This is a genomic window from Streptomyces zaomyceticus (genome assembly GCF_014656215.1).
In the GTDB taxonomy this organism is placed as follows: domain Bacteria; phylum Actinomycetota; class Actinomycetes; order Streptomycetales; family Streptomycetaceae; genus Streptomyces; species Streptomyces zaomyceticus.
Map to the genome: position 1 here is coordinate 57,026 of NZ_BNBZ01000035.1, position 21,549 is coordinate 78,574.

The 21,549-nt window shown below is 72.3% G+C and carries 15 protein-coding genes and 1 riboswitch; of the genes, 10 read left to right on the plus strand and 5 right to left on the minus strand.

The window, feature by feature from the left end; translation table 11 throughout:
- Positions 1-171 precede the first annotated feature (171 nt).
- Both IE311_RS31255 and tsaD read left to right on the plus strand, forming a co-directional pair.
- Entirely contained in the window at positions 172-978 is an 807-nt protein-coding gene (locus IE311_RS31255; RefSeq protein WP_189835219.1) for a class I SAM-dependent methyltransferase, read from the plus strand.
- 78 nt (positions 979-1,056) lie between these two features.
- Positions 1,057-2,148: a tRNA (adenosine(37)-N6)-threonylcarbamoyltransferase complex transferase subunit TsaD gene (tsaD, locus tag IE311_RS31260; protein ID WP_189835220.1), complete on the plus strand. Its 1,092-nt coding sequence runs from the start codon at positions 1,057-1,059 to the stop codon at positions 2,146-2,148.
- An 84-nt stretch (positions 2,149-2,232) separates the two neighbouring features.
- Here tsaD and metE read toward each other — a convergent pair whose 3' ends face one another.
- The 4 genes from metE to aceA all read right to left on the minus strand — a co-directional run bounded on the left by metE (position 2,233) and on the right by aceA (position 9,152).
- A complete protein-coding gene (gene metE, locus IE311_RS31265) occupies positions 2,233-4,557 on the minus strand; it encodes a 5-methyltetrahydropteroyltriglutamate--homocysteine S-methyltransferase (RefSeq protein WP_189835221.1) in 2,325 nt (774 codons plus the stop codon).
- 164 nt (positions 4,558-4,721) lie between these two features.
- Positions 4,722-4,947, minus strand: a riboswitch (cobalamin riboswitch).
- Positions 4,948-5,150: 203 nt separating this feature from the next.
- Positions 5,151-6,077, minus strand: a complete 927-nt coding sequence (locus IE311_RS31270; protein WP_189835240.1) for a 3-hydroxybutyryl-CoA dehydrogenase — start codon at positions 6,075-6,077, stop codon at positions 5,151-5,153.
- A 35-nt stretch (positions 6,078-6,112) separates the two neighbouring features.
- Positions 6,113-7,717, minus strand: a complete 1,605-nt coding sequence (gene aceB, locus IE311_RS31275) for a malate synthase A (RefSeq protein WP_189835222.1) — start codon at positions 7,715-7,717, stop codon at positions 6,113-6,115.
- 151 nt (positions 7,718-7,868) lie between these two features.
- On the minus strand, positions 7,869-9,152 hold the full coding sequence (aceA, locus tag IE311_RS31280; protein ID WP_189835223.1) for an isocitrate lyase: 1,284 nt from the start codon (positions 9,150-9,152) through the stop codon (positions 7,869-7,871).
- Positions 9,153-9,532: 380 nt separating this feature from the next.
- On the opposite strand from aceA, the gene IE311_RS31285 reads away from it, so the two are divergent.
- The 3 genes from IE311_RS31285 (at position 9,533) to IE311_RS31295 (ending at position 12,862) form a co-directional block, all read left to right on the plus strand.
- Entirely contained in the window at positions 9,533-10,954 is a 1,422-nt protein-coding gene (locus IE311_RS31285) for a short-chain fatty acyl-CoA regulator family protein (RefSeq protein ID WP_189835224.1), read from the plus strand.
- Between the two features lie 155 nt (positions 10,955-11,109).
- Positions 11,110-11,904, plus strand: a complete 795-nt coding sequence (locus tag IE311_RS31290; protein WP_189835225.1) for a DUF4389 domain-containing protein — start codon at positions 11,110-11,112, stop codon at positions 11,902-11,904.
- A 208-nt stretch (positions 11,905-12,112) separates the two neighbouring features.
- Complete coding sequence (locus tag IE311_RS31295) at positions 12,113-12,862, plus strand: DUF4232 domain-containing protein (RefSeq protein ID WP_189835226.1); 750 nt, start codon at positions 12,113-12,115, stop codon at positions 12,860-12,862.
- Between the two features lie 121 nt (positions 12,863-12,983).
- Here IE311_RS31295 and IE311_RS31300 read toward each other — a convergent pair whose 3' ends face one another.
- Entirely contained in the window at positions 12,984-13,610 is a 627-nt protein-coding gene (locus tag IE311_RS31300; RefSeq protein WP_189835227.1) for a hypothetical protein, read from the minus strand.
- Between the two features lie 519 nt (positions 13,611-14,129).
- Here IE311_RS31300 and IE311_RS31305 point away from each other — a divergent pair.
- The 5 genes from IE311_RS31305 (at position 14,130) to IE311_RS31325 (ending at position 21,482) form a co-directional block, all read left to right on the plus strand.
- Entirely contained in the window at positions 14,130-15,638 is a 1,509-nt protein-coding gene (locus IE311_RS31305; protein ID WP_189835228.1) for an aldehyde dehydrogenase family protein, read from the plus strand.
- A complete protein-coding gene (locus IE311_RS31310; RefSeq protein WP_189835229.1) occupies positions 15,635-17,161 on the plus strand; it encodes a GMC family oxidoreductase in 1,527 nt (508 codons plus the stop codon). Before IE311_RS31305 ends, IE311_RS31310 begins: the two co-directional genes overlap by 4 nt.
- Positions 17,158-18,228, plus strand: a complete 1,071-nt coding sequence (locus IE311_RS31315) for a quaternary amine ABC transporter ATP-binding protein (protein WP_189835230.1) — start codon at positions 17,158-17,160, stop codon at positions 18,226-18,228. Before IE311_RS31310 ends, IE311_RS31315 begins: the two co-directional genes overlap by 4 nt.
- 304 nt (positions 18,229-18,532) lie before the next feature.
- Positions 18,533-20,509, plus strand: a complete 1,977-nt coding sequence (locus IE311_RS31320) for an ABC transporter permease (protein ID WP_189835231.1) — start codon at positions 18,533-18,535, stop codon at positions 20,507-20,509.
- Position 20,510: 1 nt separating this feature from the next.
- Complete coding sequence (locus IE311_RS31325; RefSeq protein ID WP_189835232.1) at positions 20,511-21,482, plus strand: ABC transporter substrate-binding protein; 972 nt, start codon at positions 20,511-20,513, stop codon at positions 21,480-21,482.
- Positions 21,483-21,549 lie beyond the last annotated feature (67 nt).

Below are 21,549 nucleotides of genomic sequence, written 5' to 3' on the forward strand. Positions count from 1 at the left end.
GCTCGCCACCCGGTCACCGCGCCACGTGCGGGGCGCCGTGCCGGACCCGGCCGGCGGGGGCCGCTCGGAGCACGCGCCCTTTCGGGTCGCCCGGGCGAGGCGCCGTCGACAGGGCCGACTCCGGCCGTCAGACTGATCGCGGAGGTGACGCGGGTGGTGGAGCCGGTGGAAATGCGGGCCGCTGTTCGGGAGACGTACGGTCCGGCCGACCTCAGTGCGGTCCCGGTGTTCGCCGGAGGGTTCATCAACTTCGGCTACTGGCGCTCGATCGACCTCGCGGGGCCGCTCACGGTCGACGACCGGGTCCGCAGCCAGGAGGACATGTACCGGCAGGTGCTCGACGCCGCCGGTCCGCTCGCCGGCCGACGGATCGTCGAGGTCGGCTGCGGGCTCGGCGTCGGCTGCGCGCTCGCCCTGCGCGAGTACGGTCCGGAGCGGGTGACCGGTATGGACATCCATCCGCAACAGCTGGACCGGGCCCGCCGGGCCAACGCGGATCTGCTGGACACCTCGCCGTCGGGGCTTCGCTTCGTCCGCGGCGCGGCGGAGCGGATGCCCTTCGACGACGGCGAGTTCGACGTGGTCCACAGCGTCGAGGCCGCCCAGCACTTCGACGACATGACCGCCTTCACCCGGGAGGCGGCCCGCGTGCTGCGACCCGGCGGGCGGGTGGTCGTCGCGAGCTTCTTCACCCCGGACGACGACCCGGCCCACGGGGCGCGGCTCGCGTCGTACCTGGAGACGTTCGCCGACGGGCTGGACATCGCGCGTCCCGTCACGCTCGTGACCGACGCGTTCACCCGGGCCGGCCTGACGGACGCGCGGGCCGAATCCATCGGGCCTGACGTGTGGCAGGGCTGGGACCGCTGGTTGTCGGACCAGTGGAAGCCGGGCACATGGCCGCGCAACTTCCTGAAGGCCTACGAGCAGCGCATCCTCGACTACTACGTCGTCACGGCCACCCGCCCCCGGGACTGATCCCGGGACCGGACCCGGGATCCCGCCCGTGGCCGCGCCGGTCGAAGGCTTCTTGCACATATATTGCAAGTACAGGGTATGTGCAGAAGGAGTGCTGTGGTGAGCGGACCGGTGGTGCTGGGGATCGAGTCGTCGTGCGACGAGACCGGTGCGGGGATCGTGCGGGACGGGAAGCTGCTCGCGCACGTCGTGGCGTCGAGCATGGACGAGCACGCGCGGTTCGGCGGCGTGGTGCCGGAGATCGCCGCCCGGGCCCACCTCCAGTCCTTCAACCCGGTCGTCCGGGAGGCGCTCGACCGGGCGGGGCTCCGGCTCGGCCAGATCGACGCGGTCGCCGTCACCACGGGGCCCGGCCTCTCGGGCGCGCTGCAGGTGGGGCTCGCCGGGGCGAAGACCCTGGCCTACGCGGCGGGGGTGCCGCTCTACGGGGTGCACCACCTCGCCGGGCACGTCGCCGCCGACACCCTGGAGCACGGCCCGCTGCCCGAGCCGTGCGTGGTGCTGATCGTCTCCGGCGGCCACACCTCCCTGCTCCTCGTGCGCGACCTCGTAAGGGATCCGATCCTGCACCTCGGCGACACCCTCGACGACGCCGCGGGGGAGTGCTTCGACAAGGTCGCCCGCATCCTCGGTCTGCCCTACCCCGGCGGCCCCGCCATCGACCGGGCCGCGCGCGACGGCGACCCGAAGGCCGTCGCCTTCCCCCGGCCCCTCACCCGGCCCGGCGACGACCCGTACGCCTTCTCCTTCTCCGGGCTCAAGACCGCCGCGGCCCGCTGGGTGGAGAAGCACCACCTCCGGGGCGAGCGGCTCCCGGTCGCCGACGCCGCCGCCGCGCTCCAGGAGGCCGTCGCGGACGTGCTCGGCCGCAAGGCGCTCGCGGCCTGCCGCGCGTACGACGTGAAGACGCTCGTCGTGGTCGGCGGCGTCGCCGCGAACTCCCGCGTCCGCGCCCTGACCGAGCGCCGGTGCGCGGCGGCCGGCGTCGAGCTGCGCGTACCGCCCCTGACCCTGTGCACCGACAACGGCGCCATGATCGCCGCCGTCGGCGACCTCCTCGTACGCTCCGGAGCCGAACCGGCGCCGCTGGACGTGTCCGTCGACCCGTCCGCACCCCTCGCCTACGCCTCCCTCAACCCACTCGCCGCGCCACCCGCGCGAGTCGCCTGAGGACAGCCCCCGGCGGGACGCCCGGCAGCCGTCCTACCGAGGTCCGGGCCGGACGGTGGTACGTCCGGCCCGGACCTCACAGCATCAGCCGTTGCCGGCCGTCAGCTCCGCCCTGATCTCGCGCGCGGCCGCGACGAGGTTCTCCAGCGAGGCACGGGTCTCGGTCCAGCCACGGGTCTTCAGCCCGCAGTCGGGGTTGACCCAGAGCCGCTCGGCGGGGATCGCCTCAAGTCCCTTGCGCAGCAGGGAAGCGGCCTCCTCGGCGGCGGGGACCCGGGGGGAGTGGATGTCCCAGACTCCGGGGCCGGCCTCCCGGGGATATCCGTGCGCGGCCAGTTCACCGGCGACCTGCATGTGGGAGCGGGCGGCCTCCAGGCTGATGACATCGGCGTCCAGGTCGTCGATGGCCTGGACGATGTCGCCGAACTCCGCGTAGCACATATGGGTGTGGATCTGGGTGTCCGGCCGGACCCCACTGGTGGTGAGGCGGAACGACTCGGTCGCCCAGGCCAGATAGGCGGCGTGGTCGGCCGCGCGCAGCGGAAGGGTCTCGCGAAGGGCGGGTTCGTCGACCTGGATGACCGAAGTCCCTGCCGCTTCCAGGTCGTTCACCTCGTCGCGCAGGGCGAGCGCCACCTGCCGGGCCGTGTCGCCGAGCGGCTGGTCGTCGCGGACGAAGGACCAGGCGAGCATGGTCACCGGACCGGTCAGCATGCCCTTGACCGGCTTCGCGGTCTGCGCCTGGGCGTACGTCGTCCAGCCCACGGTCATCGGTCCGGGGCGGGAGATGTCGCCGGCCAGGACCGGGGGCCGGACGTAGCGAGTGCCGTACGACTGGACCCAGCCGTGCCGGGTGGCGACATAGCCCGTGAGCTGCTCGGCGAAGTACTGCACCATGTCGTTGCGTTCGGGCTCGCCGTGCACCAGGACGTCGATGCCGGTCTTCTCCTGGAAGGAGAGGACCTCCCGGATCTCGTCCTTGATCCGTTCCTCGTAGCCGGCCGCGTCGATCCGTCCGGCCCGGAGGTCGGCGCGGGCCGTGCGGAGCTCGTCGGTCTGCGGGAACGAGCCGATCGTGGTGGTCGGCAGCACAGGAAGGTCCAGGTGGGCGCGCTGGGCGGCGGACCGCTCGGCGTACCCCTGGGAGCGCCGCCCGTCGGCGTCGGTGACGGCCGAGGCGCGGGCACGGACGGCGGGGTCGCGGGTGATGGCGGAGCCGGCTCGGGAGGCGAGGTCGGCGCGGTTGGCGGCCAGCTCGGCGGTGATCGCGTCGGTGCCCTGCGCGAGACCGCGGGCGAGGGTGGCGACCTCGGTGCCCTTCTGGCGGGCGAAGGACAGCCAGCGCCGGATCTGCGGGTCGACGTCGCGTTCGGCGGTCGCGTCCAGCGGGACGTGCAGCAGTGAGCAGGACGCGGAGACGTCGACCCGGTCGGCCAGTCCGAGCAGGGTGCCGAGCGTGGCGAGGGACTTCTGGTAGTCGTTGATCCAGATGTTGCGGCCGTCGACCACACCGGCGACCAGGCGCCTGCCGGGGAGCCCCCCGACGGCGGCGAGGTCGTCCAGGTTCGCGGCGGCGGCGCCGGTGAAGTCGAGCGCGAGGCCTTCGACGGGTGCCGCGGCGAGTACCTGGAGGGCTTCGCCGAGCCGGTCGAAGTACGAGGCGACGAGCAGCCGGGGCCGGTCGGTGGCACCGCCCAGGTCGCGGTACGCGCGGGCGGCGGCGTTCAGTTCGGCCGGGGTGCGGTCCTGGACCAGGGCGGGCTCGTCCAGCTGCACCCACTCGGCGCCCGCCGCGCGCAGTTCGGCGAGCACCTGGGCGTACACGGGCAGCAGCCGGTCGAGGAGGGTCAGCGGCTCGAAGTCCGCGGCGACGCCGGGGGCGGGCTTGGCGAGCAGGAGGTAGGTGAGGGGGCCGACGAGGACCGGTCGGGCGGTGTGCCCGAGTGCGAGGGCCTCCGTCAGCTCGGCGACCTGCTTGGTGGAGTCGGCGGTGAAGACGGTGTCGGGGCCCAGTTCGGGGACCAGGTAGTGGTAGTTGGTGTCGAACCACTTGGTCATCTCCAGCGGGGCGACGTCCTGTGTGCCGCGCGCCATCGCGAAGTACCCGTCGAGCGCGTCCGCCGCGACGGCGGCGCGGTGGCGTGCGGGGACCGCACCGACCATGACACTGGTGTCCAGGACATGGTCGTAGTACGAGAAGTCGCCGGTCGGCACCTCGTGGACGCCGGCGTCGGTCAGCTGACGCCAGTTGGCGCGGCGCAGGTCGGCCGCGGCCTGCCGGAGGGCGTCCGCGGTGACGCGGCCCTTCCAGTAGCCCTCGACGGCCTTCTTCAGTTCGCGGTTCCGCCCCTGACGGGGGTAGCCGTACACGGTGGCGCGTACGGCCGCGGCTGCGGGCTTCGGTGTCACGGAACTCTCCTTCGCGAGATGTGTCCTGAACATCCCGGGGACGGAACGCGGACGCGAAGGAGAACGACAGAACGGGCGGCCCACGTCGCGGGGGTCCCGCACGTGCCGCTCGCCGTGTACGCCGACCCGCCCACGAGGTCACCGAGATGTCCGCACGGGAATCGTCCGCGTGCGGGCAACGGGCAGGTCTTCGGACTCGCGGGCACGCCTGCCGGTCTCCCGGCGGGCACCTAATGGCCGTCGCTTCCCAGGACCGCTGTCCGGTCCCAGTGCGTATGACGGCGGTCGTTCCCGCTCACCGCTGCGGGGCAGTCCCGGATTTCCACCGGGTTCCCTCTTACGACGCATCCTGTCTGGCGGACAGGGCGAACCAGCTGCACGCGCCAGAGTAGGGGGACCGGTCGCTCAGCGGCGAGTGGCGTCCATCCTTCGGACGATGCCATGAGACGTCGAGCGTCGGCGAGTTCCGTGCGCCGTGGCGCGGGGGCCGCCCCCGTCGAAGCAGGGAGGGCGGGAAGCCTCCACGCCTCCCGCCCTCCTCGCGCGCCGCGCACCGGACCCTCACCCGGTGCCTCCGGCGCCGCCCGGGGCCCTCAGCCCGGGCTACCGGGTCTCTCCTCCCGGTCGTACACGTGGAACCCGTGTCCCGTCTTGCGGCCCAGCAGTCCCGCCTCCACCATCCGCAGGAGCAGCGGCGGCGGGGCGTACAGGGGTTCCTTGAACTCGTCGTAGAGGGACTCGGCGATGGAGGCGACGGTGTCCAGGCCGATGAGGTCGGCCAGCTTCAGCGGTCCCATGGGGTGGGCGCAGCCCAGCTCCATGCCGCGGTCGACGTCGGCGGCGGTGGCGAAGCCGGACTCGGTCATGCGGATCGCGGAGAGCAGGTACGGGACGAGGAGGGCGTTGACGACGAAGCCGGCCCGGTCCCCGGAGCGGATGACGGTCTTGCCGAGCGTGCGGGTGGCGAAGTCCGTGACGGCTGCCGCCACTTCGGCGGCGGTGTGCAGGGTGGTGACCACCTCGACGAGCGGCAGGACGGGGACGGGGTTGAAGAAGTGGAGTCCGACGACCCGGTCGGCACGCCCGGTGGCCCTGCCGAGACGCATCACGGGGAGGGAGGAGGTGTTCGTGGCCAGGATGGCCGCCGGGTCGGCGACGATCTTGTCGAGTGCGGCGAACACCCCCGTCTTGGCGTCGGTGTCCTCGGTGACGGCCTCGACGACGAGCTGCCGGTCGGCCAGGTCGGTGAGTTCCGCGGTGACGGTGATCCGGTCGAGGGCGGCCTCGGCGGAGGCGCGGTCGAGCGTGCCGCGCCGGGCGGCGCGTTCGAGGGAGGCGGCGATCCGCTCGCGGGCCGCGGTGGCGGCGGCGCGGGTGGCCTCGCAGAGCACGGTGTCGAGTCCCGCTCGCGCGCACACCTCGGCGATGCCGGCGCCCATCCGGCCGCCGCCGACGACGCCCATGCGGCGGATGCCGGCGGCGTCCGACGTACCCGCGTCGCTCGTACCTGCGGGGCTCATGCCCGCGGTGCCCGCGTCGCTCGTGCCTGCGGCGCTCATGCTCGCGGCTCCGTGACCGTGGTGCGGACGAGGTGGCGGGCGTACGCCTCTGGGGTGAAGAAGAGCGGCAGCTCGGCGGCGAGCGCGGTCCTCTCGAACAGCTCGCGGACCTCGTCGAGCGCGGCCCACGGATACTCGGCACCGAGCCCGGCCAGCTCCTCGTCGAGCAGCCGCAGCACGGTTTCCCGGTCGGTCACCCGGTGGCGCAGCCACTGCCAGATCTGGACGCGGGCGATCTCGGCGGTGGCGGCGTCCTCCATCAGCCCGTCGAGTGCGACGGCCCCCTGGCCGCGCAGCCAGGCGGCGAAGTAGCGCAGCGCCACCGCGATGTTGGTGCGGACGCCGTCCTCGGTCGGCGGGCCGCTGATCCGGCGTACGGAGAGCAGGTCGGTCGCCGTGGTCTCGACGTCGTCCCGGGTCCGACGGATCTGCTCGGGGCGGTCGCCCAGTACGCCGTCGAAGACCTCACGGCAGACCGGAACGAGCCCCGGGTGGGCCACCCAGGAACCGTCGAAGCCGTCCTCCGCCTCCCGCTCCTTGTCGAGCCGCACCTTGGCGAGGGCGGCCTCGTGCGCGGCCGGGTCCCCGCTCGGCACCTGGGCGGCCATCCCGCCGATGGCGTGGGCGCCCCGCCGGTGGCAGGTGCGTACCAGAAGCTCCGTGTAGGCGCGCATGAACGGGGCGGTCATGGTGACCTGCGCCCGGTCGGGGAGCAGGAAGTCCGTGCGGTGTCCGAAGGTCTTGATCAGGCTGAACAGGTAGTCCCAGCGACCGGCGTTGAGACCGGCACTGTGCTCGCGCAGCTCGTGGAGGATCTCCTCCATCTGGAACGCGGCGGTGATCGTCTCGATGAGGACGGTGGCGCGGACGGTTCCGCGGGGGATGCCGAGCAGTTCCTGCGCGAGCACGAACACGTCGTTCCAGAGCCGTGCCTCGTAGTGGTTCTCCAGCTTGGGGAGGTAGAAGTACGGGCCGTGACCCGCGTCGATCCGACGCTGCGCGCAGTGGAAGAAGTACAGGCCGAAGTCGACGAGCGAGGCGGGGACGGGGCTCCCGTCGAACTCCAGGTGCCGCTCGTCGAGGTGCCAGCCGCGCGGCCGGACCATGACGGTGGCGAGCCGTTCGGGGGTGTCGAGGCGGTACTCCCTGCCCTCCGGGGTGGTGAAGTCGATGCGCCGCTCGATGGCGTCGAGGAGGATGAGCTGGCCGCCGACGATGTTGTCCCAGGTGGGCGCGGTGGCGTCCTCGAAGTCCGCCATCCACACCTGTGCGCCGGAGTTGAGCGCGTTCACCGCCATGCGCCGCTCGGGCGGGCCGGTGATCTCGACACGGCGGTCGGTCAGCCCGGGGGCGGGCGGGGCGACCCTCCAGGTGCGGTCGGCGCGGACGGCCGAGGTGGCGACGGGGAAGTCGAGCGGTGAACCGGTGGCCAGCCGGATGGCCTGCCGGCGGCGCTCCTTGAGGAGCCACCGGCGGCGCTCGCCGAAGGCGGCGGCGAGCCGGCCGACGAAGTCGAGGGCGTCGGGGGTGAGGATCTCGTCGTGGCGGTCACCGGGGGCGGCCAGGACACGGACGTGACGGGCCGGGGCGCTGATGGTCATCGAACTCTCCTGAACGGCGAGGGGAACGGGGGCGGGCGGAGGCGGTGGCTCGCCCCCGTTCGGCCGGGTCGGCGGAGGAGCGGTCGCCCGCCCTCTCCTCGGCCGGCACACGAAGGGGCCGGTCGCGGCGACGGTGTGCCGACGACAGGGCCTAGTGGAACTGCTCTTCCTCGGTGGAGCCGGAGAGCGCGGTGGTGGAGGAGGCGGGGTTGACGGCGGTGGAGACCAGGTCGAAGTAGCCGGTGCCGACCTCGCGCTGGTGCTTCACCGCGGTGAAGCCGTCCGCCTGGGCGGCGAACTCGCGCTCCTGGAGGTCGACATAGGCGGTCATGCCGTGCTGCGCGTAGCCCCGGGCGAGGTCGAACATGCCGTGGTTGAGGGAGTGGAAGCCGGCCAGGGTGATGAACTGGAACTTGTAGCCCATGGCGCCGAGTTCCCGCTGGAACTTGGCGATCTGGTCGTCGTCCAGCGCCGACTTCCAGTTGAAGGACGGCGAGCAGTTGTACGCGAGCATCCGGTCCGGGTACTCGGCGTGGATCGCCTCGGCGAACTCGCGGGCCTGCGCCAGGTCCGGGGTGCCGGTCTCGACCCAGATGAGGTCGGCGTACGGGGCGTAGGCGAGGCCGCGGGCGATGACGGGCGCCATGCCGTTCTGGACGCGGTAGAAGCCCTCGGCGGTGCGCTCACCGGTCGCGAACCGCGCGTCGCGCTCGTCGACGTCACTGGTCAGGAGGTTGGCGGCGAGGGCGTCGGTGCGGGCGACGATCAGGGTCGGGGTGTCGGCGATGTCGGCGGCGAGGCGGGCCGCGTTCAGGGTGCGGATGTGCTGGGCGGTGGGGACGAGGACCTTGCCGCCGAGGTGGCCGCACTTCTTCTCCGAGGCCAGCTGGTCCTCGTAGTGGATACCGGCCGCGCCGGCCGCGATCATCGCCTTGGTCAGTTCGAAGGCGTTGAGCGGGCCGCCGAAGCCGGCCTCGGCGTCGGCGACGATCGGCGCGAGCCAGTCGGTTCCGTCCGAGCCGCCCTCGGCGGTGGCGATCTGGTCGGCGCGCAGCAGCGCGTTGTTGATCCGGCGCACCACCTGCGGCACCGAGTTGACCGGGTACAGGCTCTGGTCGGGGTAGGTGTGGCCCGCCTGGTTGGCGTCGGCGGCGACCTGCCAGCCGGACAGGTAGATCGCCTGGAGCCCGGCCCGGATCTGCTGCACGGCCTGCCCGCCGGTCAGCGCGCCGAGCGCGTGGACGTAGTCGAGCTCGTGCAGTTGCCGCCACAGCCGCTCGGCGCCGCGCCGGGCGAGCGTGTGCTCCTCGCGGACGCTGCCGGAGAGGCGTACCACGTCCTCCGCCGTGTACGTGCGCTCGATCCCCGCCCAGCGCGGGTCCGTCGCCCAGCGTCGTGCCAGCTGCTCGGCCGCCCGCGTCGTCGACTCTGCCATGTCCGTCACCGTCTCCTTCGGTTGCGTTCTTGCCAATGCCGCCAGCCCCCCTGCTCGGCCTGGCACTGCGTGTCTCGTCTGAGGGATGCGACCCGCCGGAACCCGGACGGGCGGAGGTGAGCAATCTGTGCCGACCCAGGGTTCTACGGACCGGAATGGCCGAAGTCAGGGCATGAATCGGGTTCCTGTCCAGCCCTGGACCTGTCGGGTCCGGCGGGCCGCACTCAGACTCTTGCATTGGCACTGAGTGTCAACAACCGTGGACCTGTGCCAAGTTCTGCCAAGTCGACCGCCGTGTATTGCCAATTCTGTTAAGGGTGTGAGCGGGCTCGGCCCGCGTAGCCTTGGCGCAGACGTTCCGAGCGAGTGGGAGACCGTGGGTGGGCAAGACGTACGCGGGGGCGCGGCTCAGACGACTGCGTGAGGATCGCGGGATGAGCCAGGCGGAGCTCGCCCGCACCCTGGCCATCTCTCCCAGCTACCTCAACCAGATGGAGCACGACGCCAGACCGCTCACGGTCCCCGTGCTGCTGCGGCTCACCGAGGCCTTCGGGGTGGACCCGGGTTTCTTCTCCGAGCGGGACACGGGCCGCCTCGTCGCGGACCTCCGCGAAGCACTGTCCGGGGAGCTTGCCGCGGCCCGGGTCACCGGCTCCGACCTGGCCGACCTCGCCTCACGTCTGCCGGCGGTCGCCCAGGTCCTGGTCGATCTGGGCCGGCGCAACCATCGCCTGGCCGAACGGCTCACCGAAGCGGCGGACCCGCGAAGCGCGGACCCGGGAGGCGCGGACCCGGAGCTGCCGCTCTCCCCGCACGAGGAGATCCGCGACTTCTTCTACCGGCGGCAGAACTACCTCCACGCCACCGACCTCGCGGCCGAGGCGCTCGCGACGGAGATCGGCATCAGGCCCGGCGACATCCTCAGGGCCCTGACCGCCCGGCTCACCGACCACCACGGGGTGCGCTTCTCGGCGGACGCGGGCGACCGTCTGCACTCCTACGACGAGGAGACCCGGACCCTGCGGCTGTCGTCGCGGCTGCGCCCCGGGCAGCGGGCCTTCCGGATGGCCACGCAGCTCGCCCTCCTGGAGTACGGGGACGGCCTGGACCGGCAGGCGGCCGAGGACTTCCCACCCGGCGGCCCGGCCCACCGGCTGGCCCGCATCGGCATCGCGCACTACTTCGCGGCCGCGCTGATCCTCCCGTACAAGGCCTTCCACGCGGCGGCGGAGGAGTTCAGATACGACATCGAGAGGCTCACCGACCGCTTCGGTCTCGGCTACGAGACGGTCTGCCACCGCCTCAGCACCCTCCAGCGCCCGCGACTTCGCGGGGTCCCCTTCTCCTTCGTCCGGGTCGACCGTGCGGGGAACATGTCCAAGCGTCAGTCCGCCACCGGCTTCCACTTCTCCCGCGCCGGCGGCACCTGCCCGCTGTGGAACGTGTACGAGGCGTTCGCCGCGCCCGGCCGCATCCACGTCCAGGTCGCCGCCATGCCCGACGGACAGCGCTACCTGTGGACCGCGCGTGCCCTCACCCGCCACCGGGGCGGCTGGAGCGAACCCGGCAAGACCTTCGCCATCGGCCTCGGCTGCGAGGTGCGGCACGCACACCGGCTGGTGTACTCGGACGGCCTGGACCTCGACAACGCGGCCGCCGCCACCCCGATCGGCATGGGCTGCCGCGTCTGCGAACGGCTCGACTGCCCCCAGCGGGGCGCCCCGCCGCTCGGACGCCCACTCCGGATCGACCAGAACACCAGCACCTTCGTCCCCTACCCCGTCGCCGACCCTCCGGCCTGAGAACGCGTCGTCGTTCCCGGCGAGCCTCCACGACCACCGCTCCCCGCGCGGAGTCCGCCGTGGTCCGAGTGGCCCTGTGGCGGTGCGCGGGCCGCGCGGCTGCGTCACCATCGACGTGACCCGGAAACGTGGATGCGGGAGAGGCGGAGGCGGCCATGGCGACAGAGTGGGAGCCGCGACCCTCGGCCGATGTGGCGGGAGCGGAATGGCGGCCCGTTCTGGACGTGCCCCCGCCGGGGGAGCAGCGCCGCTGGACGGTGCTGCTGCGCTGGCTTCTGCTCCTGCCGCAGTTCGTCGTCGTCGCGCTGCTGTCCTTCGCCGCGTTCTTCGTCACGATCGCCGGCTGGTTCAGCGCCCTGGTCCTGGGCCGGCTGCCCGACCCGATCGCCTCCTTCCTCGGCTCGGTCCTCGCCTATCAGACCCGGGTCATGGCCAGTGCGGCCCTGCTCGTCGACCACTACCCGCCGTTCGCCTTCGACGCCCCCGACTACCCGGTGCGCATCGAACTGCGCGCCACCCCGCTCAATCGGCTCGCCGTGTTCTTCCGGCTGATCCTGATGATTCCGGCGGCGATCGTCAGCAGCCTCGCGCAGTCCGGCTGGTTCGCCGTCTGCTGGGTGTTCTGGCTGATCGGCATCGTCCTGGGCCGCCTGCCCGAGCCGGTCTTCGGCGCCACGGCGGCCGTCGTCCGGTACCGGATGCGGCTGGCGGCCTACGCGACGTTGCTGACGCCGGTGTATCCCAAGGGACTCCTGGGCGACGCCCCGGACACCGCCGCCCGCCCGGGGTACTCCGCGACGCATCCCCTCCGCCTGAGCACCGGCGCGCAGGTACTGGTCTGGCTCTTCCTCCTTCTCGGGCTCGCCGGCCATGTCACCTCGGGCACGGTCGACTACGACACGGACGACGACCGACCGGAGGCGGCCGCCGCCGCGCGTACCGGTGGGTGACCGCACCCAAGGGCCTGGAGTGACAAGGGAGTTCGCCCTACTGGCGATCGGCGCCCTGCAGGGTCACGCCAAGGCTGCGCGCTCGTGCGAGGGCTGTAACAAAGCCGTCTTCCATGTGATCCGACGGACCCGTCGTGAGCATGATGAATGTGCAGCTTGCACATCGACCGGGCCTGGAGTCCGGTCACGGGGGAGTAGGAACACAAGCATGAACGCGAAGACGATCAGATGCGGTTCGGTACGTCGTGGCCTGCGTGGCACCCTCACGGGGGCGGCCGTGATCGCGGCCCTCCTCGCGGCCACCGCCTGCCAGCCCGCCGGAGGAGAGGACAAGGGGGCCGCCCCCACGTCGGCAGCCCCCTCAGCGGGCTCCCCGTCGGACGGCGCCGGTTCGAAGAGCGCGGAACCCACGGGTGACTCCGGCACCGGCACCGGTGACGGCGGCCCGAGCAAGGACGCGACCGGAGACAGCGGTGAGACCGGCGGCGGAAACGGCACCGCGTACCAGGACTGCAAGGTCACCGACCTCAACACCGCGGTCGAGCTCCAGGACCCGGCCGGGGAGACCCCCCGCCACTTCCTGCTGACCGTCACCAACGGCACGAAGACCCCGTGTGTCCTCAACGACGCACCGATGATCCGGCTCCGGGCCGGCAACGACGCCCCGATCGTCGAGACGCTCGGAGAGCCGGACACCGAGCCCGTCGTCGTCGAAGGGGACGGCAAGTCGTACGCGGGCCTGTACGTCTTCGGCAACGACGAGGGCGGCGAGGCGCAGTACGACCAGTCCGACCGGTTCACCGCCACGCTGGTCGCAGGCGAGGGCACCGAACTCGGCGGCACGCTCATCTTCGACCTCCCCGACCGTCTCGACTCCGTCTCCTACGACGACGCCGCGCGGGTGACGGGCTGGGGCGGCACGGAGGGCCTGGTGATGCGCCCGATCAACCAGCTCTGAGAGAGCCGAGGGGATCCGTTCCGGGGCCGATCCAGAGGCCCCGGAGGGGCCCTCCGCAGGGTCGCCTCCGGACCCGGGGCGCCGTAGGCCGACGAGGGCGAGCCGGCGCGCCTCCGGTGGATCAGGACTGCGGCGGCTCGTCGGCGGCCGGACGGCGGCCTCCGTAGGAGGCGACCAGCGCGTCCGTCACGATCGCCGCGTCCGCCTCGGCCACGTCCGCCGGGTACTCGGGCAGCAGGTCGTCCCAGATGACCATCCATGAACCGTAGAGCTGGGCCTGGCCCTCGGGGCGGGCGAAGAACCAGATGTGCAGATGGGCCCCACCGTCTCCGATGCGATAGACGTGGGCCCGCGCGATGTGCGGCAACGCCTGCACATGGCGGGCGATGTGGGTGGTGAGCACCCCGAGTTCCGCCGCCAGGTCGTCGGGCAGGTCCGCCAGGTCGAAGTGCTCGCGCGGATGAAGCATCAGCACCAGCGGCACGCCGACGCCGGTGATCCGGGTGAGCCGCCAGCGGTCGTCGAGCCAGATTCCTTCGTCCCGGCTGCGGCACGCGTCGCAGTCCGAGGGGTCCTCGCCGTGCCGTGCGGGTTCGGGCAGAACCGGCGGACGGAGCGGCGCGACGCGCAGACCGTCCGGCTCGAAGGGGCTGATGTCCCACCCCGTCATCCGGGACAGCGGAAGCCGCAGTTCGGCGTCCGCGGCGGTACGTGCGTGGGCGTGAAACTCGTCAGGTCGAAGTGCCATGCCCGAAGGCTACTGGTGTTCGAGAGGGTGGGTGTTTGAGCGTGAGCCGTGTCGGGCCATCCGCCGAACTCCGCTGCGAATGAGGCCAGATCGCCGGTGCGCCGGTGCGCCGGCGGTTCCATGGGTCTCACTTGAACCTGGAATCCCGGGGGTCGAAGGTGTGCGGGTGCGATGTCCGGATCTCCGTAGTCGCCAGGGGCCGCGCGCACATGCTTCTCGTCCGGGATGTGTCCGGCTTCGCGACGCGGGACGGTCACGCCCCGGGTGGTGTCCCGCGGGCAGCCGAGCGTCCGCAGCGAGTGTTCCAGGATGCCGCTCCGGGCGACAAGTGGATCTTCCTTCGTAACCATGGCCTGCGGCGGTCGATGGTCGGGTATATCCCGTATTGCTCGGGCTTCGGGCGTGAGTCAGGACACTCTCCGCAAGGCGTTGCGCATGGATCGGGGAAGCCAGGGCAGGCGGCCGAACCGCCGGTGCTACCGGCAGGGGGACCCAGAGGAACGAAAGGCCATACGCGACGTGACGGCAGTACAACAGACCATCCATGTGGGCGGAGAGTGGCGCGCAGCCCTGTCCGGAGCCACGCGCGAGATCATCGACCCCGTCGACGCGACCGCCTTCGCGGTCGTGGCGGAGGGCGGCGTCCGGGACACCGACGACGCCGTGGCCGCGGCACGCGCCGCGTTCGACGACGGTTCATGGCCGCGCACACCGGTCGCCGAGCGGGCCGCCCTGCTGCGTCGGGTCGCCGCCTTGCTGGAGCGCGACCGTGAGCGGATCGGCGCCCTGGAGAGCCAGGACGCGGGCAAGACGCTGGAGGAGGGCCGCGTCGACGTCGACTGCGTCCGCGACGCCTTCCTCTACTTCGCCGATCTCGTGGAGAAGGAGGACGGCGGACGGGTCGTCGACGCCGGTTCGCCCGACATCCACAGTGTCGTCGTGCACGAGCCGGTCGGGGTGTGCGCCCTGATCACGCCGTGGAACTACCCGCTGCTCCAGGCCAGCTGGAAGATCGCGCCCGCCCTCGCCGCGGGCAACACCTTCGTGATCAAGCCCAGCGAGATCACCCCGCTGAGCACCGTCGTGCTGGTCGAACTGCTGCTGGAGGCCGGACTGCCGCTCGGCGCGGCCAACATCGTCACCGGCCCCGGACACACCGTCGGCGCTCGGCTCGCCGAGCACCCCCTCGTCGACCTCGTCTCGTTCACGGGCGGTCTCGTCAGCGGTACGAAGGTCGCCAGGGCGGCTGCCGACAGCGTGAAGAAGGTCGCCCTCGAACTGGGCGGCAAGAACCCCAACGTCGTCTTCGCCGATGCCTGTTCGACGCCCGAGGGGTTCGACACCGCCGTCGATCAGGCGCTCAACGCCGCCTTCATCCACAGCGGCCAGGTCTGCTCCGCCGGTTCCCGCCTCATCGTCGAGGAGCCCCTGCGGGCGCGATTCGTCGCCGAGCTCGCCCGCCGGGCCGAACTGATCCGGCTCGGCCGCGGCACCGACGAGGGCGTCGAATGCGGCCCCCTGGTCTCCGCCGCGCAGGTGGCGCGGACCGAGGAGTACGTGGCCTCCGCCCTCGGCGAGGGCGCGGTGCTGCGGGCCGGCGGCGAGAGGCCGGCCGGCCCCGGATACTTCTACCGGCCCACCGTCCTCGACCGGTGCCACCGCGGCATGCGGGTCGTCCGCGAGGAGATCTTCGGCCCCGTCCTCACCGTGGAGACCTTCCGCACCGAGGAGGAGGCCGTCGCCCTCGCCAACGACACCGAGTACGGCCTCGCCGGAGCGGTGTGGACCGCCGACGAGGACCGCGCCCGGCGGGTCGCGGCCCGGCTGCGTCACGGCACCGTCTGGATCAACGACTTCCACCCCTACCTTCCGCAGGCGGAGTGGGGCGGCTTCGGAAAGTCCGGCATCGGCCGCGAGCTGGGCCCCAGCGGCCTCGCCGAGTACCGCGAGGCCAAGCACATCTACCGGAACCTCGCCCCGCGCCCGGTGCGCTGGTTCGCGGGCACCACGGCGGAGGACCAGGCATGAACGACCAGCACGTGTACGACTACGTCGTCATCGGGGGCGGCACCGCCGGCTCGGTGATCGCCTCCCGGCTGACCGAGGACCCGGACGTCACCGTCGCCGTCATCGAGGGCGGCCCCAGCGACGTCGGACGCGACGACGTCCTCACCCTGCGACGCTGGATGGGCCTGCTCGGCGGCGAGCTGGACTACGACTACCCCACCACCGAGCAGCCCCGCGGCAACTCGTTCATCCGCCACAGCCGTGCGCGGGTGCTCGGCGGCTGCTCCTCGCACAACACCCTCATCGCGTTCAAGCCCCTTCCCTCCGACTGGGACGAGTGGGCCGAGGCCGGCGCCGAGGGGTGGGACGCGGCAGCCATGGACCCCTACTTCGCCCGGCTGCGCAACAACATCGTTCCCGTCGACGAGGCCGACCGGAACGCCATCGCCCGGGACTTCGTCGACGCCGCGCAGACCGCGCTCGGAGTCCCGCGCGTCGAAGGCTTCAACAGACAGCCCTTCCACGAGGGCGTCGGCTTCTTCGACCTCGCCTACCACCCGGAGAACAACAAGCGTTCGTCCGCCTCGGTCGCGTATCTGCACCCCTTCCTCGACCGGCCGAACCTGCACATCGCCCTGGAGACCTGGGCCTTCCGGCTGGAGCTGGAGGGCACCCGTGCCACCGGCGTGCACATCCGGACCAAGGAGGGCGCCGAGCACGTCGTACGCGCCCGGCGGGAGGTCCTGGTGTGCGCGGGGGCCGTGGACACCCCGCGCCTGCTGCTGCACTCCGGCATCGGGCCCCGCGCCGACCTGGAGAAGCTCGGCATCCCCGTCGTCCACGACCTGCCGGGCGTGGGGGAGAACCTGCTCGACCACCCCGAGTCGGTCATCGTGTGGGAGACGCACGGCCCGATCCCCGAGAACTCGGCGATGGACTCCGACGCCGGCCTCTTCGTCCGCCGCGACCCGGAGTCCGACGGGCCCGATCTGATGTTCCACTTCTACCAGATCCCCTTCACCGACAACCCCGAGCGGATCGGCTACGAACGGCCCCCGCACGGTGTGTCGATGACCCCGAACATCCCCAAGCCGCGCAGCCGCGGCCGGCTGTACCTCACGAGCGCCGACCCCGAGGTCAAGCCCGCCCTCGACTTCCGGTACTTCACCGACGAGGACGACTACGACGGCCGGACGCTCGTCGACGGGATCCGCATCGCCCGGCAGATCGCGGCGAGCGAACCGCTGGCCGGCTGGCTCAAGCGCGAGGTGTGCCCGGGGCCCGAGGTCACCTCCGACGAGGAGCTCAGCGCCTACGCCCGCCATGTCGCCCACACCGTGTACCACCCGGCCGGCACCTGCCGGATGGGCGCCGTCGACGACGAACTCGCCGTCGTGGCACCAGATCTGAGGATCCGGGGTCTCGACAACATCCGGATCGCGGACGCGTCCGTCTTCCCGACCATGACCGCCGTCAACCCGATGATCGGCGTGCTCATGGTCGGCGAGAAATGTGTGGACCTGCTGGGAGGCACCCGACGATGAACGACCCGACGCGGAACACCGCCGAACCCGTCTTCTCCGTACGCGAACTGTGGAAGGTCTTCGGTCCCAAGGCCGCCCGGGTGCCCGCCGACCAGGAGCTCGCCTCCCTCGACGCCTCCGAGCTGCGCGAGCGCACCGGCTGCACGGCGGCCGTCCGCGATGTCTCCTTCGACGTCCGCAAGGGCGAGGTCTTCGTCGTCATGGGCCTGTCGGGCTCGGGCAAGTCGACACTCGTCCGCTGTCTGACCCGGCTCATCGAGCCCACCTCCGGCACGATCTCCATCGACGGCGAGGACGTCCTGTCCATGGACGGCGGCCGGCTCCGAGAGCTGCGCCGGCACCGCGCGTCGATGGTCTTCCAGCACTTCGGGCTGCTGCCGCACCGGACCGTGCTCGACAACATCGCGTACGGGCTCGAGATCCAGGGCGTGGGGCGCGGTGAACGCCGGGAGCGCGCGGCCGAGTTCGTCACCAAGGTCGGCCTGGACGGCATGGAGCAGCGCAGGCCGAGCCAGCTGTCCGGCGGCCAGCAGCAACGGGTCGGACTGGCCCGCGCGCTCGCCGTGGACCCCGAAGTCCTCCTGTTCGACGAGCCGTTCAGCGCACTGGACCCCCTCATCCGCCGGGACATGCAGGAGGAGGTCGTCCGCCTGCACCGGGAGGAGGGACGCACGATGGTCTTCATCACGCACGACCTGAGCGAGGCACTGAAGCTCGGCGACCGCATCGCGCTGATGCGCGACGGCCGGATCGTCCAGCTCGGCACGCCGGAGGAGATCGTGGGCGCCCCCGCCGACGAGTACGTCAGGGACTTCGTCCGGGACGTGCCGCGCGAGCAGGTGCTGACCGTCCGCTCGGCGATGCGCCCGGCGCTCGGCGACGAGCGCGAGGCCGGCCCCGCTCTCGCCCCGAGCGCCACCGTCCACGAGGCCATCGAGGCCGTCGCGCGGACGGGCGTCACCGTGCGGGTCGTCGAGGACGGCCGCTGCCTCGGCGTGGTCGACCACGCGGGACTCCTCGGTGTCGTCGCCGGGGTCCCGGCCGCGACCGGGAAGGCGGTGGCCTGATGTACGCCCATACGACCTGGCCGCCGCCGGGCGGCAGCACGACCGGCTTCGCCGCGCTCCGACCGCGGTGCGGCAACACGATCGGCTTCGCCGCGCTCCGACCGCGATGCGGCGGTACCACCGGTGCCGGCGCCGTCCGGCCGCGGTGGCACCGTACGACCGATGCCCCGTCGATCCGGCCGCGGCGTGGTGGCACGAGCGGTACCGGCGTCGTCCGGCCGTCGTGGCACCGTACGACCGGTGTCGCCGTGATCCGGCCGCGGTACGGAGCGGCCCGCACCGGCCCCGTGGGGCGGTGGAGCCGATGACCGCCACCGTCACCCCCGCCCCGACCCGCCCCACAGCCGTCCCCGACGCCGGGCGGCCCGGTGCGCCGCGCTCGCTCGCGCGCCACCGCGGCCGCCTGATCGGCGCCGGCGCGGTCCTCGCGCTCGTTCTCGGTGCCCTGCTGCTGGGCGGCGGCAGCTGGCCGGCCCCGCTCGCCGTCGACGTGTCCGGACCGCTCGGGCGCGCCGGCGACTGGATCATCGCCAACCGCGACGGGCACCCGCTTTTCCTGTACTTCCTCGGGCACGTCAGCAACGCCGTGGTCGTGTCCGTCCGCGCCGTGTACCTGCTGCTGCTCGCCCTCGGCTGGGCCGGCGTCACCGCCGCTGCCGGGCTCGTGGCCTGGCGGGTCGCGGGCCTCCGCCTCGCGCTGACCTCCGTCGCCGCGTTCGGTGTCTGCGGGCTGCTCGGCATGTGGGTGCCCACCATGCAGACGCTCGCCCTGATGGCCGTCGCCGTCGCCGCGTCCGTGCTGCTCGGAGGTCTCCTCGGGCTGGCCGCCGGTCTCTCGGACCGTATGGACCGGATCCTTCGACCGGTCCTCGACACCATGCAGGTGCTGCCGGCCTTCGCGTACCTCCTGCCCGTCGTCCTCGTCTTCGGCATCGGCGTGCCCGCGGCCGTCCTCGCTACCGTCGTCTACGCCGCACCGCCCATGGCCCGGCTCACCGCGCTCGGCCTGCGCGGCGCGGACGCGGGCGTGATGGAGGCCGCCGCTTCCCTCGGTGCCACCGGCAGGCAGCGGCTGCTGACGGCCCGGCTGCCGCTGGCCCGCAAGGAACTCCTGCTCGGCGTCAACCAGTCGATCATGATGGCACTCGGCATGGCCGTCATCGCGTCCGTCATCGGCGCGGGCGGTCTCGGCGACCGCGTCTACCAGGCGCTGGCCTCCGTCGACGTGGGCGCCGCCCTCGGCGCCGGGGTGCCGATCGTGCTGCTCGCCGTCGTCCTGGACCGCGTCACCGCCGCGGCGGGGGAGCGGATCGGTACGGCACCCGCCCACCGGTCCCGGCTCGGACTGGCCGTCGCGCTCGTGGCGACCGCCGTCGTCGCCGTCGCCGGCCGCCTGACCGACCGGCTCTCCTGGCCCGACGCGTGGACGGTCGACATCGCCGAGCCCGTCAACGGGGCGGTCGACTGGATGACCGCCCACCTCTACTCGGGTGTGCCCCTCGTCGGCGGTACCGCCGACTGGGCCGAGCGGTTCACCACCTGGGTCCTCAACCCCCTGCGCGACGGCCTGCAGGCGCTGCCCTGGTGGACGGTCCTGCTGACCGTCGGCGTGCTCGCCCTGCTCATCGGCACCTGGCGCACCGCCGCCACCGCGGTCCTCGCGATGGCCGCGATCGGCGTGCTCGGCGTCTGGGACCCGGCGCTCGACACCCTGTCCCAGGTTCTGGCCGCCGTCGCCGTGACGCTGCTGCTCGGTGTCGCACTCGGGGTCGCCGCCGCCCGCAGCTCCCGCCTCGGACGCGCGCTGCGTCCGGTGCTCGACATCTTCCAGACGATGCCGCAGTTCGTGTATCTGATTCCCGTGGTCGCGCTGTTCGGTGTGGGCCGTGCCCCGGCGGTCGCGGCCGCCGTGGTCTACGCCCTGCCCGCGGTGGTACGGATCACGGCCCAGGGCGTACGCGCGGTGGACCCGGCCGCCATGGAGTCCGCCCGTTCCCTGGGCGCGACCGGGCGGCAGCAGCTGTTCCAGGTTCAACTGCCCCTGGCGCGGCCCGCGCTGCTGCTCGCCGTCAACCAGGGTGTCGTGCTGGTCCTCGCCGTCGTCGTCATCGGCGGCCTCGTGGGCGGCGGCGCGCTCGGTTACGACGCGGTCTTCGGCCTCGCCCAGGGCGACCTGGCGACCGGGCTGGTCGCGGGCGCGGCGATCGTCTGCCTCGGCCTGATGCTCGACCGGGTCACCCAGCCGACGGAACGCCGTGACCTCGCAGGAAAGGGGGCCTGAGATGGCTCGTACACGCTTCGTACTCGGTGGATCCGCCCTCGCGGCCGCCGTCGCCCTCACGGCCGTGACCGGCTGCGGCGCCGCCGACATGACCCGCCAGTCCTCGCCGTACGCCGACGCGAAGGGCTCCCGTACGGTCACCCTCTCCGTGCAGTCGTGGGTGGGCGCGCAGGCCAATGTGGCCGTCGCCCAGTATCTCCTCGAACACGAGCTCGGCTACCGGGTGGACACCGTGCAGATCGACGAGGTCCCCGCCTGGGACGCGCTCAGCCAGGGCCGGGTGGACGCCATCCTGGAGGACTGGGGACACCCGGAGCAGGAGAAGCGGTACATCGAGGACAAGGGGACGATCGAGCGGGGCGGTGATCTCGGGGTGACCGGCCACATCGGCTGGTTCGTGCCGACGTACTTCGCCGAGAAGCACCCGGACGTCACCGACTGGAAGAACCTGAACAAGTACGCCGAGGAGTTCCGTACGGCGGAGAGCGGCGGCAAGGGCCAGCTGCTCGACGGCTCCCCGTCCTATGTCACGAACGACAAGGCGCTGGTGAAGAACCTCGACCTGGACTACCAGGTCGTGTTCGCGGGCTCGGAGGCGGCGCAGATCACGCAGATCAAGCAGTTCGCCAAGGAGAGGAAGCCGTTCCTGAGCTACTGGTACAAACCCCAGTGGCTGTTCGAGAAGGTCCCGATGACGGAGGTGAAGCTGCCCGCGTACAAGGAGGGCTGCGACACCGACCCGGAGAAGGTGGCCTGCGCGTATCCGCACACGCCGCTGCAGAAGTTCCTCAACGCCCGCTTCGCGGACGGCGGGGGCGACGCCGCCGCCTTCCTGAAGAAGTTCCGATGGACGACGGAGATGCAGAACGACGTCGCCCTGATGATCGCGGACCAGAAGTTGTCACCGCGGGAGGCCGCCGGCCGCTGGGTGAAGGAGAACGAGGCCACCTGGCGGACGTGGCTCCCGTCCTGACGGGGATGCGGCGGGCCGGGCAAGGCGTGAGCCGGCGGTCCCGCCCCGCGTCCGGCGGGCCTCCGCG